General features: G+C 72.2%; 13 protein-coding genes and 1 pseudogene. 9 read left to right on the top strand and 5 right to left on the bottom strand.

The genetic code is table 11. The features are described 5' to 3' along the window. Positions 1–1171: pseudogene (sucC, locus tag K1J57_RS22095) on the bottom strand (ADP-forming succinate--CoA ligase subunit beta). 139 nt (positions 1172–1310) lie between these two features. On the opposite strand from sucC, the gene K1J57_RS22090 reads away from it, so the two are divergent. The 7 genes from K1J57_RS22090 to K1J57_RS22060 all read left to right on the top strand — a co-directional run bounded on the left by K1J57_RS22090 (position 1311) and on the right by K1J57_RS22060 (position 11294). After that, a complete protein-coding gene (locus tag K1J57_RS22090; protein WP_220560512.1) occupies positions 1311–2759 on the top strand; it encodes an MFS transporter in 1449 nt (482 codons plus the stop codon). 94 nt (positions 2760–2853) lie between these two features. Next, positions 2854–4560: a thiamine pyrophosphate-binding protein gene (locus K1J57_RS22085; protein ID WP_220560511.1), complete on the top strand. Its 1707-nt coding sequence runs from the start codon at positions 2854–2856 to the stop codon at positions 4558–4560. A 15-nt stretch (positions 4561–4575) separates the two neighbouring features. After that, on the top strand, positions 4576–5805 hold the full coding sequence (frc, locus tag K1J57_RS22080; protein ID WP_220560510.1) for a formyl-CoA transferase: 1230 nt from the start codon (positions 4576–4578) through the stop codon (positions 5803–5805). Between the two features lie 4 nt (positions 5806–5809). Next, positions 5810–7963: an acetate--CoA ligase family protein gene (locus K1J57_RS22075; RefSeq protein WP_220560509.1), complete on the top strand. Its 2154-nt coding sequence runs from the start codon at positions 5810–5812 to the stop codon at positions 7961–7963. Positions 7964–8220: 257 nt separating this feature from the next. Next, entirely contained in the window at positions 8221–9855 is a 1635-nt protein-coding gene (locus tag K1J57_RS22070) for an Nramp family divalent metal transporter (RefSeq protein ID WP_220560508.1), read from the top strand. Further along, complete coding sequence (locus K1J57_RS22065; RefSeq protein ID WP_220560507.1) at positions 9855–10424, top strand: hypothetical protein; 570 nt, start codon at positions 9855–9857, stop codon at positions 10422–10424. Before K1J57_RS22070 ends, K1J57_RS22065 begins: the two co-directional genes overlap by 1 nt. A 282-nt stretch (positions 10425–10706) precedes the next feature. Continuing rightward, a complete protein-coding gene (locus K1J57_RS22060) occupies positions 10707–11294 on the top strand; it encodes a hypothetical protein (protein ID WP_220560506.1) in 588 nt (195 codons plus the stop codon). 56 nt (positions 11295–11350) lie between these two features. Here the strand turns inward: K1J57_RS22060 and K1J57_RS22055 are convergent, their stop codons facing one another. Next, positions 11351–11530: a hypothetical protein gene (locus K1J57_RS22055; RefSeq protein WP_220560505.1), complete on the bottom strand. Its 180-nt coding sequence runs from the start codon at positions 11528–11530 to the stop codon at positions 11351–11353. A gap of 763 nt (positions 11531–12293) precedes the next feature. Next, positions 12294–12827, bottom strand: a complete 534-nt coding sequence (locus K1J57_RS22050; protein WP_220560503.1) for a hypothetical protein — start codon at positions 12825–12827, stop codon at positions 12294–12296. Positions 12828–13204: 377 nt separating this feature from the next. Here K1J57_RS22050 and K1J57_RS22045 point away from each other — a divergent pair, with 377 nt between their 5' ends. Next, entirely contained in the window at positions 13205–13714 is a 510-nt protein-coding gene (locus tag K1J57_RS22045; RefSeq protein WP_220560502.1) for a lamin tail domain-containing protein, read from the top strand. Positions 13715–13981: 267 nt separating this feature from the next. Here K1J57_RS22045 and K1J57_RS22040 read toward each other — a convergent pair whose 3' ends face one another. Then, positions 13982–14602 (bottom strand): DUF1707 domain-containing protein, encoded by a 621-nt coding sequence (locus tag K1J57_RS22040; RefSeq protein WP_220560501.1) that lies wholly within the window; start codon positions 14600–14602, stop codon positions 13982–13984. An 8-nt stretch (positions 14603–14610) separates the two neighbouring features. Continuing rightward, positions 14611–14793, bottom strand: a complete 183-nt coding sequence (locus tag K1J57_RS22035; protein ID WP_220560500.1) for a hypothetical protein — start codon at positions 14791–14793, stop codon at positions 14611–14613. Between the two features lie 202 nt (positions 14794–14995). Here K1J57_RS22035 and K1J57_RS22030 point away from each other — a divergent pair, with 202 nt between their 5' ends. Beyond that, positions 14996–15262: a hypothetical protein gene (locus K1J57_RS22030; RefSeq protein ID WP_220560499.1), complete on the top strand. Its 267-nt coding sequence runs from the start codon at positions 14996–14998 to the stop codon at positions 15260–15262. Positions 15263–15421: the final 159 nt, after the last annotated feature.

Below are 15421 nucleotides of genomic sequence, written 5' to 3'. Positions count from 1 at the left end.
CTACTTCGCCGCGAGTTCGGCGGCCTGCGCGGCGGCGCCGTCCATGGTGTCGACCTGGCGCACGGCCGGGTGGGCGCGGTCGGTGAGGATCTGCTTGGCCCAGCTCGGCGTTGTTGCCGTCCAGCCGCACGACCAGCGGCTTGGACACGTCCTCGCCCCGGCCCTCCAGCAGCTCCAGGGCCTGCACGATGCCGTTCGCGACCGCGTCGCACGCGGTGATGCCGCCGAAGACGTTCACGAACACGCTCTTGACCGAGGGGTCGCCCAGGATGATCTCCAGGCCGTTGGCCATCACCTCGGCCGACGCGCCGCCGCCGATGTCGAGGAAGTTCGCGGGCTTGACCCCGCCGAACGCCTCGCCGGCGTAGGCGACCACGTCCAGGGTGGACATGACCAGGCCCGCACCGTTGCCGATGATGCCGACCTCACCGTCCAACTTGACGTAGTTGAGTCCCCGCTCGGCCGCACGGGCCTCGCGTTCGTCGGTGCCGTGCGGGTCCGCGAAGCCGCTGCGCTCCGGGTGCCGGAACAGGGCGTTGTCGTCCAGAGTGACCTTGCCGTCCAGGGCGATGACACGGCCGTCCCCGGTCAGCACGAGCGGGTTGACCTCGACGAGCGTGGCGTCCTCGCCGGAGGCGACGTCCCACAGGCGCGCGATCACCGCGGCGACGGCGCCGCGGGCGCGGTCGGGTATCCCGGCGGCCCGGCAGATGTCCAGGGCGTCCGAGGTCGTCACCCCCGTGGGGTCCACCGGGGTGCGCACCACCGCACCGGGGTCGGTCTCGGCGACCTCCTCGATCTCCATGCCGCCCCGGGCGGAGCAGATCGAGAGGAACCTGCGCTCGGCCCGGTCCAGCAGGAAGGAGAAGTAGTACTCCTCCGCGATGTCGGAGGCCTCTTCGACCAGGACGCGGCGGACCGTGTGGCCCTTGATGTCCATGCCGAGGATCTGCTCGGCCTTGGCCTGGGCGTCCTCGGGGCCCTCGGCGACCTTGACGCCGCCGGCCTTACCGCGGCCACCGGTCTTGACCTGGGCCTTGACCACGACCTTCCGACCCAGGCGGCCGGCCGCCGCGGCGGCCTGCTCCGGGGTGTCGGCGATCTCGCCGCGGACCAGCGCGACACCGTACTCGCCGAAGATCTGTTTGGCCTCGTACTCGTAGAGATCCAACACTCCTCCTCTGTACGCTTCTCGCCCCCTCTCACAGGGATACCTCATACTGTATGCAGTATTCAATAGGCATCCGCCCGAAGTCTCCTCTTCACAAGCCACACCTCATTTTGCATACTGCATACAAGGAGGTGCCGCCATGTTCCCCCGCCACCTGCCGGAGCCACCGGCCCGTCGCCCCCCGCCGACACCGGCCCCCGTCGCCGCACCCGCCGCGGACGCCTCGGACGTCCGCGACTGGCTGGGCAGGCGGTACACGGTGGGCCCCTCCGCCCGGGAGCTGACCGGCCTGTCCCGGCCCGCCCTGCTCCTGCGCATCCTGCTCGCCGCGGCGGCCGTGGGCGTGCTCCAGTTCGGCTACGGGGCCGCGGTGCCCGTGCTGATCGCGGCGCACGGCTGGTCCCCCGCCCAGGCCCTGGTCCCGTTCCTCGTCTGGGCGCTGGTCCAGGGCTCCTTCGCGCCCGTCCCGCGGCTGCTCGGGGCACGCGGCCCGGCCGGCCCGGGTGCGGCGATCCTCCTGGGCACGGCGCTGTGCGCCGCGGCCCTGTACACGGTCGGCCACGCCTCGGACCCCCTGGCCGCCGCCGCGGGCTACGGCCTGCTCGGCGGCGCGGGCGCGGGGCTGGTCTACCACTCCTGCGCGGACCTGGTGGAGGGCTGGTTCCCGGACCGGCACACCGTACGCCTGGGCGCCGTGGGCGGGGCCTTCGCCCTGGGCCCGGTCCCGCTGCTGCCCGCGCTGGTCCTGGGTCTGTCCCCCGAGTCCCTGGCCGCGGCCTCCACCGCCCTGGCCCTGGGCGTGCTCGCCCTCGGCGCCGCGGGCGGGATCGGGCAGCGCGGCGCCCCGGCGCACTGGTGGCCCCCGGAGCGCGACCCGCGCGCGGCCGCGCTGCGGCGGAGCGCCGATCCCCCGGCCGCACGCGACTTCAGCGCGGGCCAGGCCTGGGCGAGCGGGCGCTCGCTGCCCGCCCTGCACACGATCGTGGCGCTGTCCGGGGCCGTGGGGCTGTTCACCCTCGTGGCGCTGCCCGCGCTCGCGCTGGGCCTGGGCCGCGACCCCACGGAGGTCGCAACGGTGATCACGGCGTTCGCCCTGGCCAGCGGGCTCGGCCGGCTGGCCGCGAGCGTCGTCGCCGAGCGCGCCGGACGGCGCCGGACCCTCGCGGTGCTCCTGGCCGCGACCGCGCTCGGCCAGGCCGGGCTGGCCGCGGCGATCCAGGACGGCCCGCTCCCGCTGCTGGTCTGCCTGGGGCTCGTGGTGGGCGTGGGAACCGGGTCCTGCTACCCGCTCACCAGGGCGATCACCGAGGGGCACTTCGGCGCCGGGCGCCACGGCGGCCCGGGACACCCGGCGGACCTCCCCGGTCTCGTCCACGGCTCCAAGGCGGTCGGCGGCCTGCTCGGGGTGGGCGGGGCGATCGCGCTCCTGTCCCTGGTCCCGGCGGGCTCCCACGCCGCCTACCTCGCGGTCTCCGCCCTGCTCCCGGCCTCGGCCGCGGTCCTGGCGGCCCGGCTGCGCAGGCCGCTGCCGATCCGGACGCTTCCCCACGGGGTCTGGACAGCGGGCCGCCGGAGTGCTCCAATGTGATGCACACGGTATACAGTATCCGAACTTCAGACTCCCCCGCATCCAACGGCGAAGCACACCAGTCCTCTCCCGCACGAAAGGGGTCGTCGCACCGATGGCCGACGGCAAGGTATCCACCGAAACCAACAGCGAAAACACCACGATCTCCGGTGGCCACCTGGTGGCCAAGGCGCTCAAGGCCGAGGGCGTCGACGTGATCTTCACGCTCTGCGGCGGCCACATCATCGACATCTACGACGGCTGCGCCGACGAGGGCATCGACGTGATCGACGTCCGGCACGAGCAGGTCGCCGCGCACGCCGCCGACGGCTACGCCCGGATCACCGGCAGGCCCGGCTGCGCAGTCGTGACGGCGGGCCCGGGCACCACGGACGCGGTCACCGGCATCGCCAACGCCTATCGGGCCGAGAGCCCCATGCTGGTCATCGGCGGGCAGGGAGCCCTCAGCCAGCACAAGATGGGGTCCCTCCAGGACCTGCCGCACGTGGACATGATCAACCCGATCTCCAAGTTCGCGGCCACCGTCCCGCACACCGAGCGGGTCGCCGACATGGTCTCCATGGCCTTCCGCGAGGCCAACAACGGCGCCCCCGGGCCGGCCTTCCTGGAGATCCCCCGCGACGTCCTGGACGCCAGGGTCCCGGTGGAGCGGGCCCGCATCCCGGCCGCCGGACACTACCGGGCGTCCACGCGCCAGGCCGGCGACCCCGCCGCCATCGAGCGCCTCGCCGAGCTGATCGTGCGCTCGGAACGGCCCAGCATCCTGCTCGGCAACCAGGTGTGGACCACCCGGGCCACCGACTCCGCCGTCGAGCTGGTCCGCGCGCTCAACATCCCCGCCTACATGAACGGCGCCGGGCGCGGCACCCTCCCGCCCGGGGACCCGCACCACTTCCAGCTCTCCCGGCGCTACGCCTTCACCAACTCCGACCTCATCATCATCGTCGGCACCCCGTTCGACTTCCGGATGGGCTACGGCAAGCGTCTGTCCCCCGACGCCACCGTCGTGCAGATCGACCTCAGCTACGCCACCGTCGGCAAGAACCGCGACATCGACCTCGGCATCGTGGGCGACGCCGACGTCGTCCTCTCCTCGGTGCTCCAGGCGGTCTCCGGGTACGGCGACACCGGGGCCCAGGCCCGCAAGGGCTGGCTGGAGGAGCTGCGCACCCAGGAGCAGGCCGCGCTCGACAAGCGCGCGCACCTGCTGACCTCGGACTCCACCCCGATCCACCCCTACCGCCTGGTCAACGAGATCAACAAGTTCCTCACCGAGGACTCCGTCTACGTCGGCGACGGCGGCGACATCGTCACCTTCTCCGGACAGGTGGTCCAGCCCAAGTCCCCCGGCCACTGGATGGACCCGGGCCCGCTCGGCACGCTCGGCGTCGGCATCCCGTTCGTGATGGCGGCCAAGTACGCACGGCCGGACAAGGAGGTGGTGGCGCTGTTCGGCGACGGCGCCTTCAGCCTCACCGGCTGGGACTTCGAGACCCTGGTCCGCTTCGACCTGCCCTTCGTGGGGATCGTCGGCAACAACTCCTCGATGAACCAGATCCGCTACGGGCAGATCGCCAAGTACGGCGCCGACCGGGGCGAGCTCGGCAACACGCTGGGCGACGTGCGCTACTCCGAGTTCGCGAAGATGCTCGGCGGGTACGGCGAGGAGGTCACCGACCCGGCCGAGATCGGCCCGGCCCTGCTGCGCGCCCGCGAGTCCGGCAAGCCCTCCCTGATCAACGTCTGGATCGACCCCGAGGTGTACGCCCCGGGGACCATGAACCAGACGATGTACAAGTAGCCCGGAAGGAGAGTCATGGGCAAGGCACTCGACGGGGTCCGCGTCCTGGACATGACCCATGTCCAGTCGGGGCCGTCCGCGACCCAGATCCTCGCGTGGATGGGCGCCGACGTCGTCAAGCTGGAGGCGCCCTCGGGCGACATCACCCGGCGCCAGCTCCGGGACAAGCCCGGCGTGGACAGCCTGTACTTCACGATGCTCAACTCCAACAAGCGGAGCATCACCCTGAACACCAAGAGCGCCGAGGGCAAGCGGATCTTCCTGGACCTGGTGCGCCGCAGCGACGTCCTGGTGGAGAACTTCGCGCCCGGCGCCCTGGACCGGATGGGGTTCACCTGGGAGGTGCTCGCCGAGACCAACCCGAGGCTCGTCTACGCCTCGATCAAGGGCTTCGGCCCGGGCGCGTACGCCGACTTCAAGGCCTACGAGGTGATCGCCCAGGCCATGGGCGGCTCCATGAGCACCACCGGGTTCGAGGACGGGCCGCCGCTGGCCACAGGGGCGCAGATCGGTGACTCGGGCACCGGGATGCATACAGTAGCCGGTATCCTCGCCGCCCTGTACCAGCGGGTGCACACGGGCCGGGGCCAGCGCGTCCAGGTCGCCATGCAGGACGCGGTGCTCAACCTGTGCCGGGTCAAGCTGCGCGACCAGCAGCGGCTCGCCCACGGTCCGCTCTCGGAGTACCCCAACGACGACTTCGCCGACGAGGTCCCGCGCTCGGGCAACGCGTCCGGCGGCGGACAGCCCGGCTGGGCCGTGCGCACCGCGCCCGGCGGCCCCAACGACTACGTGTACGTGATCATCCAGCCCGCGGGCTGGGAGCCCATCACCCGGCTGATCGGCCGGCCCGAGCTGGCCCAGGACCCCGAGTGGGCCACCCCCGAGGCCCGGCTCGACAAGCTCGACAAGGCCTTCGCCCTGATCGAGGAGTGGTCCCGGGAGCTGCCCAAGTGGGACGTGCTCGCCGCGCTCAACGCGCACAACATCCCCTGCGGGCCGATCATGTCCACCCGGGAGATCATCGAGGACCCCACCCTGCGCGAGAACGGCGTGATCACCGAGGTCGCCCACCCCGAGCGCGGCACCTACCACACCGTGTCCTCGCCCATCCGCCTCTCCGACTCCCCGGTGGAGGTCGACCGGTCCCCCCTGCTCGGCGAGCACAACGCCGACATCTACCGCGACGAGCTGGGCCTGACCGACGAGGAACTGGCAGAGCTCTCATCGAACGGAGTGATCTGAGCGCATGGCCGTCTACACCCCCGAGCGTTCCGACCGGGATCCCGCCCCGGTCCGCGAGGTCCTCGACAGGGCCCGCGCCGAGGGCCGGTCCGCCCTCACCGCCCCCGAGAGCCGCGTCCTCGCGGAGGCCTACGGCATCCCCGTCCCCGGCGAGGCCCTGGCCCGCACCGCCGAGGAGGCCGCCGCCCTGGCCACCGGGCTCGGCCTGCCCGTGGCCGCCAAGATCGTCTCCCCCGACATCCTGCACAAGACCGACGCGGGCGGGGTGGAGATCGGGCTGAACAGCGCGGAGGAGGTCGCCGCGGCCTTCGAGCGCATCACCGCCAACGCCCGCGCCCACGACCCCGACGCGCGCATCGACGGCGTGCAGGTCCAGCAGATGGTCCAGGGCGGCCTGGAGGTCCTGGTCGGCGCCACCACCGACCCCACGTTCGGCAAGGTCGTGGTGTTCGGGCTGGGCGGCGTGCTGGTGGAGGTCCTCAAGGACGTCTCCTTCCGCCTGGCCCCGGTCAGCCGCGAGGAGGCGCTGGCCCAGGTCGCCGACATCAGGGCCGCCGAGGTCCTGGACGGGGTCCGGGGCGCCGAGGCGGTGGACCGGGGCGCCCTGGCCGACCTGCTGGTGCGCCTGTCCGAGCTGGTCACGGACTTCCCCGAGATCGCGGAGGCCGACCTCAACCCCGTGTTCGCCTCGGCCTCCGGGGCCATCGCCGCCGACCTGCGGTTCGTCCTGGACTTCGCGCCCGCCGAGGGGCCCCGCAAGTTCGGGCGGGAGGAGATCCTGGCGTCCATGGAGCGCATCTTCAAGCCGCGCTCCATCGCCGTCATCGGCGCCTCCAACGAGGCGGGCAAGATCGGCAACTCCGTCATCCGCAATATCGTGGACGGCGGCTACGAGGGCGCCATCCACCCGGTCAACCCGAAGTCGGCCGAGGTCAACGGCCTCCCCTCCTACAAGTCCATCGCCGACGTGCCCGGCGAGGTGGACGTGGCGGTCTTCGCCATCCCGGCCAGGTTCGTGGCCGGGGCCCTGGAGGAGGCCGGGCGCAAGGGGGTGGCGGGCGCCATCCTCATCCCGTCCGGTTTCGCCGAGACCGGCGAGCAGGAGCTCCAGGACGAGGTGCTCGCCGTGGCCCGGCGGCACGGGGTCCGCATCCTCGGGCCCAACATCTACGGGTACTACTACACGCCGCAGAAGCTGTCCGCGACCTTCTGCACGCCGTACGACGTGGCCGGCGGGACCGCCCTGACCTCGCAGTCCGGCGGGATCGGCATGGCGATCCTGGGGTACAGCCGCAGCACGCGCACGGGCGTGTCGGCGATCGTGGGCGTCGGCAACAAGGCCGACATCGACGAGGACGACCTGCTCACCTTCTTCGGCCAGGACGAGCACACCAACGCGGTCGCCATGCACCTGGAGGACCTCAAGGACGGCCGGGCGTTCGTCGCAGCCGCCCGCGAGGTGGTCCCGAAGAAGCCCGTGGTCGTGCTCAAGGCCGGCCGGACCTCCGCGGGGGCCCGCGCCGCCGGGTCGCACACCGGCGCGCTCGCCGGGGACGACAAGGTCTACGACGACATCCTCCGCCAGGCGGGCGTGGTCCGCGCCCCCGGGCTGACCGAACTCCTGGAGTACGGCCGCGCCCTGCCGGTCATGCCCGCCCCCCGCGGCGAGAACATCGTGATCATCACCGGCGCGGGCGGCTCGGGCGTGCTGCTGTCGGACGCGGTGGTGGACAACGGGATGTCGCTGTACGAGATCCCGCCGGACCTGGACGAGGCCTTCCGCGCCTTCATCCCGCCGTTCGGGGCGGCCGGGAACCCGGTGGACATCACCGGCGGCGAGCCGCCCTCCACCTACGAGAAGACGATCCGCCTGGGGCTGGAGGACCCCCGCGTGCACTCGCTGGTCCTCGGCTACTGGCACACCATCGTCACGCCGCCGCTGGTCTTCGCCGACGTCGTGATCGACGTGGTGGGCAAGGCCCGCGCGGCCGGGATCGACAAGCCGGTGGTGGCCTCCCTCTCGGGTGACACCGAGGTCGAGGCGGCGAGCCGGAAGCTGTTCGAGCACGGGATCGTCGCCTACCCCTACACGACCGAGATGCCGGTGAAGGTGCTGGGCGCGAAGTATCGCTGGGCCCGCGCCGCCGGACTACTCTGACCGGGTGCCCGGTCGGAGCCGACCGCTCCGGCCGGGCCGCCACGACACGCGACAGCCACCGAACCGCAACACGCGCCATACCCGCCCGGCGGCCCTGGAGCCGCCGCCGCAAGGCCGCCGGGCCCGGTCACCGCCACGACAGCCACGTCCGGCCACGGTGATCCGACCGCGTACCCGACACGACAGGGAGGTGCAGCACCACCCGGGGGCGACATGCGAACCACCGACTCGCATTCGCGCACACACGGAGTATCGCCTTGGATTCCTCACCCCCCACCCCCCGTCCCTCGGAACCCCCGGCCTCGCCCGAGACCCGGGGAGCCCACATCCCGGCGCAGCGCCGGGCCCACCCCTCCGAGTCCGGTCCCCCCGCCGAACCGGTGACCGCCGACTCCGCCACGACCGGAACCCCCGCCGAACCGCCGGCCGACGACGCCGCGCCCCCGCAGGAGGAGCGGTACTGGAAGGCGGGCCGGCTGGAGCCGATGCCCATCCGGAGCCTGCCCAAGGCTCCCCCCTCCATCCACATCCTCGGACCGACCGTGTTCCTCGTCGCCCTGGGCGTGGGCATGGGCGAGTCCTACATGTGGCCGCGCCTGGTGCTGATCTTCGGCCCGGAGATCCGCTGGCTGTTCCTGATCGGCCTCTCCCTCCAGGCCGTGGTCATGCTGGAGATGTCCCGGTACGCGATGGCCACCGGGGAGAGCATCTTCTACGGCGCCGCGCGCGTGTTCAAACCGCTGATGTGGTTCTTCTTCGTGACGGCGATGTTGGTCTACATCTGGCCCGGCCACCTGTCGGCCGGGGCGTCCGCCTTCGAACGGGTGACCGGCATCCCCTGGCAGGCCACCGCGGTGGCCGGCATGATCCTCGTCGGCGTGGTCTTCACCCTCGCCAAGGTCATCTACGACCTGCTGGAGAACGTGCTCTCCATCTGCATCGGCCTGCTGGTGGTCGGCACCTCGGTGGTCGCGTCGATGGTCGGCAACCTGTCGGACCTCAGCTCCACCCTCACCGGGATGTTCTCGTTCGGGTACCTCCCGGACGAGGCGATGACGGCGGCCTGGTTCCCCATCATCGTCGGCGCGATCGCCTTCGCCGGGCCCTCCGGCATGCAGCAGATGTGGTACACCCTGCACCTGCGCGACAAGGGCGCGGGCATGGGCGTGCACATCCCCAAGATCCGGGGGCTGCGGCACGCCGGCGAGCAGGAGGCCATGCCCTCCCACGGCTACATGTTCGACACCTCCGACCCCGCGGAGATGGAGAAGTGGAAGGGGTGGCGCCGCTGGGTCACCTTCGACGCCCTGGTGCTGTTCTGGGGCATCACCATGCTGGTGACGGTCTCCTTCACCGTCCTGGCCCAGTCCGCGGCCCGGTTCGACCCGCAGGTGACGGAGCTGATCCGGGCCGGCGACCGGGACGCGTCGCTGGACGCGATGGCGGGCGCCTTCTCCGCCGCCGGCAGCCCGATCCTCGGAACGGTGTTCTTCCTGTTCATCGCCCTGATCGGCCTCAACGCGACGCTGGGCCTGTTCGACTCCTTCTCGCGCGGCCAGGCCGACATGACCTACAACTTCGTGCCGGGCGCCAAGCGGTTCGGGCTCTCGAAGCTGTACGGCATGTTCCTGTGGGGGCTGATCGCCTTCGGCATCGTCATCCTGCTGTTCGGGCCGGCCGACGGGCCCGCGGCCATCCTGGACGTGCTGGCGTTCCTGTCGGCCTTCGCGATGGGCGCGTACTGCGTGGTGCTGCTGCTGGTCAACAACATCACGCTGCCCAAGCCCATCCGCCCCGGGATCGTCTCCAACGCGATCATCGCGTTCGCGGCCGTGTTCTACCTGGGAGCGCTCTTCTACTCGCTGTTCGCCTTCGGGGTGGTGGTCGACTGATGCCCGCCTCGTCCGCCCTCCGGCTGGGAGGGAGCGCGGCCGCCCACCTGGAGGTCGCGCTCCCGGGAGCGGCCATCGGCGCCGTCGCCGGCCTGTTCGCCACGGGCCTCGGGATGGTGGCGGGGCTGTCCCCGGCCCTGACCGGGACCGTCGGACTGGCCCTGGGCCTGCCGCTGGCCGTCCTCGGCGCCGCCTACAGCGTGCTGCTGGCACGCGGGGTCTTCCCGATCGGCGCGGTGGCCCCGCTGGCCCTGTACTGGCTGCTCGGGTTCCCCGCCGCCCGGCTGTTCGACGCCCACATGGTGGCGTGGGTGACCGGGGGCACCGCGCTGCGCGAGCCGCTGCCGTCGTTCCTCGCGCTGCAGGCGATGCTGAGCTTCGGCTTCACCATCGGCTTCCTGTGGCTGCACGAACGGACCATGCCCCACTGGCTGATGCGGGTGCGCGGCCACAACCCGGTGGCCGAGTCGCTGTTCCAGCGCTACCTGGAGCACGCCGCCCACCTCCACCGCCGGCGCGGTGCGGGCGGGTCGCGCCGGAGGTCCCGCGGGCGCGGGCGCCCGGACTGACCCGCACGCGCCCGCACGGCGCTCATCAGACCGACGGCCCCGGGCCGGGCACCCGCCCGCCGGGGCCGTCGGCCGTCCATCCGCGCACAGGCGGAGGGAGGTCCCGGGTGGCAGGCGGGCGGCGGAGCAGCAGTATCGGAGAAAGCCGACAACGGCTCCCGGCCACCGCCACAGAATAGGCGATGAACTTTTCCGGAAATATCCGAACAGCCCCTCCCGGGCGAATACCGCGAGCACCCGGGGCATGCTTGAAAAAGCATCCGGAATCCGTATCATGTCGCCATGTTCACACAAAGGCTGCAGGCGGCGGCGCTCCTGCTCGGCCCGGCCATATTCTCCCTTTCTCCGTTCTTCTGGAACAATGGCCACTACGGCGCCACCGGCGGCATGCTGATCGCCCTGTCCATGCCACCCTGGGTGTACGGCCTCATCGGAGAGTACGGACGGCTCCGCGAACACCTTCCCCGGATCTCCGGGATCTGGCTTTTCATGCTCCTCGTGGGAATACTCGGAACCGTCTCCTTCGGCCTTCAGGGATTCTTCGAGGAATCACTGGGAACGGTCGGCGACGTATCCCTGGCGAGCTTCTCGGACTATCCTCCCCAGAGCATCCCCCTGCTGTGGCTCCCCGGCCCGGTCTTCCCGCTCTCGCTTTTCATTTTCGGCCTGATGGCCGGCTGGACCCGGATTGCGCCCCGCTGGGTGGCCGCGTTCATCTGTATCGCGGCCGTCGCCTTTCCGGCGGGCAGGGTCCTGCGCCTGGAGTGGGTCGCCTACGCGGCCGACCTGCTCGTGGTGCTCCCGTTCGCCTACCTCGCCTGGCACGCCTGGAACCGGGCGGAGGACGCTCCCGGGAGCGCCCGGGTCTGATCCGGGCGAAAGGTCGCACCCCTCGCCCGGCCACCGCTCCGGGCGCCGGGCGGCCCTCAGCTGCCCGGCGGGGTGAAGCCGGCCCGGAGGGCGATGTCGAAGGCCGCCTCCACGTCGAGGGACTCCGGGGGGTCGTCGTCGTACTCCAGCGAGCGGTTCAGGTCGCCCAGGAGGCCGTCGAGGACCTCGCGGGTGCAGCGCCGCCGGGCCGCCGCCTCGAACAGGGCCTCGACCACCCGCCGGGCCCCTCCCCCGCGTCCGCCTCCACGAGCAGCCCGTCGCCCAGCGGCCGCATCGCCTCCTCCAGGGCCCGCCACTCGGTGAAGTACCGGCCGGCGGTGCTCCCCAGGCCGCCGTCCCGGAACTCGGGAGGGTAGGCGACGCGCTCCCAGGAGGCGCCGTCGAACCAGTGGACGTGGCCGAGCATGTCGTCCATGGAGCGCAGCCGGTCCGCCCGCAGCAACTCCGGTGCGCCGGCGAGCAGGTCCAGCGGGGCTTCGGCCGGCGGGCGCCGCTCATCTCGTGGTCCTCGCCGTAGAGGACCGCGCGCCCCTCGGGGAGCGCTTCGAGCTCCCACCAGTTGCCGCCCCCGTCCTCGCAGCCGACGCGCTCCCGCCCGGACAGCCAGTGGGCGCGGAACCATTCGTCGGTCGCCCCGCCCAGGGCCGCGCGGATGAGGACGCAGAAGGCACCGTGCCGCCACAGCTCTTCCGGAAGCGGCAGGCTCGGGGGATGGGCGAGCCCGGGGGCACCTGGTCGATCGGTCATGCACGGCATTGTGGCACCCCGGTGAACCCGTCCGCGCGGCGTGAGGGCACGCACTGATCAGCGGTCGGGCGATCGCAGGGGCTTCAGACGGCGAGCCGTACATCCCAGACAGGATCCGCGGGCGCCCGTCCGCTTCCGGTCGACGGCGGCCGAGCTCCGTATGCCCGCCTCGTTCCGCGCAATGCGCGGCTCCCGCGACAGGACCCCGGCCGACGCAGGAGCCGCGATGCCTCAGGAACCCGCTGCGAGCCAGTACCGCATCGTGCGGCTGTACGCGGCGACAACGCGGGGGGCCGCCTCGGGCGCGGGCCAGATCTGGAGGAGGTAGGCGTCCACCGGGTTGCACTCCTCCCCGTCCTCGTCGTTTTCGCCCGTGTCGTCGGCCCCCGCGTCCGCGTCGCGGGCGTGGTAGCGCAACCGGTACCACCCCGGCCCGGTGGACGGCTCCGGCAGGGTGTGCGCCCCTTCGCCGGCCCACTCGACCAGGACCGGAGCACCCTGCGGCATGTAGAGGCTGACCTCCACGGCGTCCTCGTACTCGTCCAGGGCCGGGCCGGGGTCGGTTCCGGTGACGTTCACCGATAGGTCCACGTACCCCGTGTGCAGACCGGTCAGCAGGGTCACGTGACCGGACAGGCGGGGCCCCGGACACAACATGCCCGAGGGCCCGCCCAGGGGCACCACGCCGAAGCCCGCTTCACCGTCGACCAGGTCCGCCTGCCCATAGTGGACCCACAGGCGGATGTCGAGAAGGTCGTCCGTCATACGGGGCAACCTAGAAGACCGCTGTGACAAAAGCACCCGGACCCTACGCCCTGCGACACCCGCCCGGGGCCTGGACCGAGGGAAGGCCGTGGCGGGCTCACCGGGTTCCCCGGCCGCCTCCGGCGCCCCCGCCACCGACCCGCATCCCTGGCGCGAGGCCGGTCCCGTCCCGCAGGACCCGCCGCTCCCGTGTCCGGTCGGCCACGGCAGGAAAGGCGAAGGCAGCAGGCACCCCCGTTCGTGGACGCGGTACCGCCGGGTAGGTGCACAGCCTGACCAAAAGCGGCCATATCCAGCTAAATCACGACGCGCACCCGCCCCGGGTTGGGACGATGACGCCTCCTTCATCCACGCTTTTCCATCTCAGGAGCGTCCACATGCCAGGCCCCCTCGCGCGCGCCGCCGCCATCGCCGCGGCCGCCCTCACCGCCGCCACCCTGATGTCGGCCCCGGCACAGGCCGCCTCCACCACCGGCGCGCTGATGATCACCCACGTGCGCCCCAACGCCGCCGGCTCGGACACCAACAGCAACACCAGCCTGAACGGCGAGTACTTCGTCATCAAGAACGTCACCACCCGCACCGTGAACGTGGGCGGCTACGTCCCCGACATCACCACCAACACCTACGGCCGCCCCCTGCCGTCCTACAACCTGCCGGCCGGGGCGGTGGCCTACGTGCGCACCGGCAGCGGCACCAACCGGTACGCGAGCGGCGCCCACCAGATCTACCGCGGCTACGGACGCCACGTACTGCGCAACGACGGCCCCAACAACCCCGACCTGCGCCTGAAGCGGCCCGGCAGCGCCGACAACAACAGCAGTTCCGGCTCGATCAGCACCTGCAACTGGGGACGGGCCGCCAACGGCACCACCTACCGCTGCTGACCCCCGCCCGGCCGCGCCCGCGGCTTCTCGGCGCCGCCCTCCGGTTCCCGCCGGGCGGCGCCGAGTGAGCGGCCGGCGGTACCGACGACACGGACGGCGGCCCTCCCCGGAGTGCCGGTGGTCGGTAGGGACCACGGCCGCGGCCGGCCCCGCGAACACGAGAAGTCCCGTACTCCGGGAGTTACGGAGTACGGGACTTCGTGGTGCGGCCGGCCGGACCGCCGACGGGAACCGCCTCCGGGATCCTCCTCGGCCCCGATCACCCGTCTAGGCCGGGTTCTCGTCCAGCTTGCGCCGCTCCTTGTCGTTGGGGTGGCGAACGATCACTCCCCCCATGCCGCCGGACCCGGCGAGCCGGATCAGCGGCGTTCCCGGCAGGCGGTCCGGGGTCGTCCTGTCCCTGAGGCCGCCGACGCCGGGGTCCATGCCCGTGGTGTCGGCGGTCCACCCGTCGGGGATGACGACCGTGACCCCGGAGGTCTCCCCGTAGGCCTCCACCAGGATCTCCCGCAGCCGGCTCCGGACCCGGCTGAAGTCGATCTTCACACCGCCCACACCGCCGTGGGCGATCACGTAGGCGGGCGCCTCCCACCGGCCGGGGCCGCGTACGGCGCCGCTCATCCCGCCCTTGAGCACCAGCGGCGGCAGCTGCTCCTCGGGGTCCTGCGGCACGGGCAGGTCGGCGGTCAGGGCGGCCAGCTCGGCGTGGGTCTTGGACGTCAGCGCCCGTTCCAGGCGCTCGTCCAGCTCGTCGTGGTCGATGCGCCCCTCGACCGCGGCGTTGCGCAGGCGTTCCACCACCGTGTCCCGGTCCTGGTGGGAGGCCCGCAGCTCCCCGGCCGGAGCGGCGGGGGCGGGGAGAGGGGTGTTGTGGTCGTTCGCACTCATGGTCGTGTTCAACGGACACCGCCCGGCTTGCGCAGGGGCCTGGCGTTCCGCACCGGGAGGGGCCTGGGCTGCTGGTCACGGTTCTTGCGGCGGGGGCGGGGCTGCGCCGGGACGGAGAGGGCCACCACGGGCGGGCGGGCCTCGGCGTTCAGCAGCCCGGTCAGGTCCAGGCGGAGGGGGGTGGCAGGCATGGAGCGCCTCATTTCCACTCGGTTTGTAGTACTTCGCTTGAAGTGGTTTGAACATAGTACTACGGACGGAGTGGTGTCAAGCCGGGTCCGCCGACCCGATTCGGCGCGCGGGGGCCCGTCACGCCGACTCGGGACCCTTGACCGGCGCGGCCCGGGCGTGTCCTGAGGAGGATCGCGGGGAAGCGGCCACATCATCGAACCCATGGAACTGGGAGACGAGTCGGGCTCTGTGACCGTGCGCCTCGTGGGCGGTCCGTCCTGCTGGGACGGGGTGGTGGTGGAGGGTGTTTTCGACCATGAGGAGATCTACGAGGTACCCGTGGAGGAACTGGGGGCGCTGCTGAGCGTCCCCGGGCGGGCGTCCCCGCGGGCCGTGTACGAGCCCGACCCGGACGGCGACCGGACGGCGTGGCTCTTCCGGGGCTGGGAGGGCCAGGCCCCTCCCCCCACCCGGGAGTCCGGCGACTAGGGCGAGGGCCCGCGTCGGCGAAGCGGACACGAACACAGGCCCCCGGCGACCCAGCGGCCGCCGGGGCCACCCTCCACACTCCGCCTACCACCCAGGGCGGCATGCACCGCCGCCATGCAGGCGCAGGCCGTCCCCACTTCCGGGACCTGCCGGCCGCCG

This window comes from Nocardiopsis sp. MT53, assembly GCF_019598965.1.
GTDB classification, from domain to species: Bacteria; Actinomycetota; Actinomycetes; order Streptosporangiales; family Streptosporangiaceae; genus Nocardiopsis; species Nocardiopsis changdeensis.
Note: the sequence above shows the minus strand (reverse complement) of the source record. Positions and strands in the feature narration are given on the sequence as shown.

Bases quoted from the DNA above. Each gene is read 5' to 3' on its own strand.
- K1J57_RS22035 (WP_220560500.1), bottom strand. From the start codon at position 14,793: ATGCCTGCCACCCCCCTCCGCCTGGACCTGACCGGGCTGCTGAACGCC.
- K1J57_RS22090 (WP_220560512.1), top strand. From the start codon at position 1,311: ATGTTCCCCCGCCACCTGCCGGAGCCACCGGCCCGTCGCCCCCCGCCG.
- K1J57_RS22075 (WP_220560509.1), top strand. From the start codon at position 5,810: ATGGCCGTCTACACCCCCGAGCGTTCCGACCGGGATCCCGCCCCGGTC.
- K1J57_RS22030 (WP_220560499.1), top strand. From the start codon at position 14,996: ATGGAACTGGGAGACGAGTCGGGCTCTGTGACCGTGCGCCTCGTGGGC.
- K1J57_RS22065 (WP_220560507.1), top strand. From the start codon at position 9,855: ATGCCCGCCTCGTCCGCCCTCCGGCTGGGAGGGAGCGCGGCCGCCCAC.
- K1J57_RS22040 (WP_220560501.1), bottom strand. From the start codon at position 14,602: ATGAGTGCGAACGACCACAACACCCCTCTCCCCGCCCCCGCCGCTCCG.
- K1J57_RS22045 (WP_220560502.1), top strand. From the start codon at position 13,205: ATGCCAGGCCCCCTCGCGCGCGCCGCCGCCATCGCCGCGGCCGCCCTC.
- K1J57_RS22060 (WP_220560506.1), top strand. From the start codon at position 10,707: ATGTTCACACAAAGGCTGCAGGCGGCGGCGCTCCTGCTCGGCCCGGCC.
- K1J57_RS22050 (WP_220560503.1), bottom strand. From the start codon at position 12,827: ATGACGGACGACCTTCTCGACATCCGCCTGTGGGTCCACTATGGGCAG.
- K1J57_RS22085 (WP_220560511.1), top strand. From the start codon at position 2,854: ATGGCCGACGGCAAGGTATCCACCGAAACCAACAGCGAAAACACCACG.
- frc (WP_220560510.1), top strand. From the start codon at position 4,576: ATGGGCAAGGCACTCGACGGGGTCCGCGTCCTGGACATGACCCATGTC.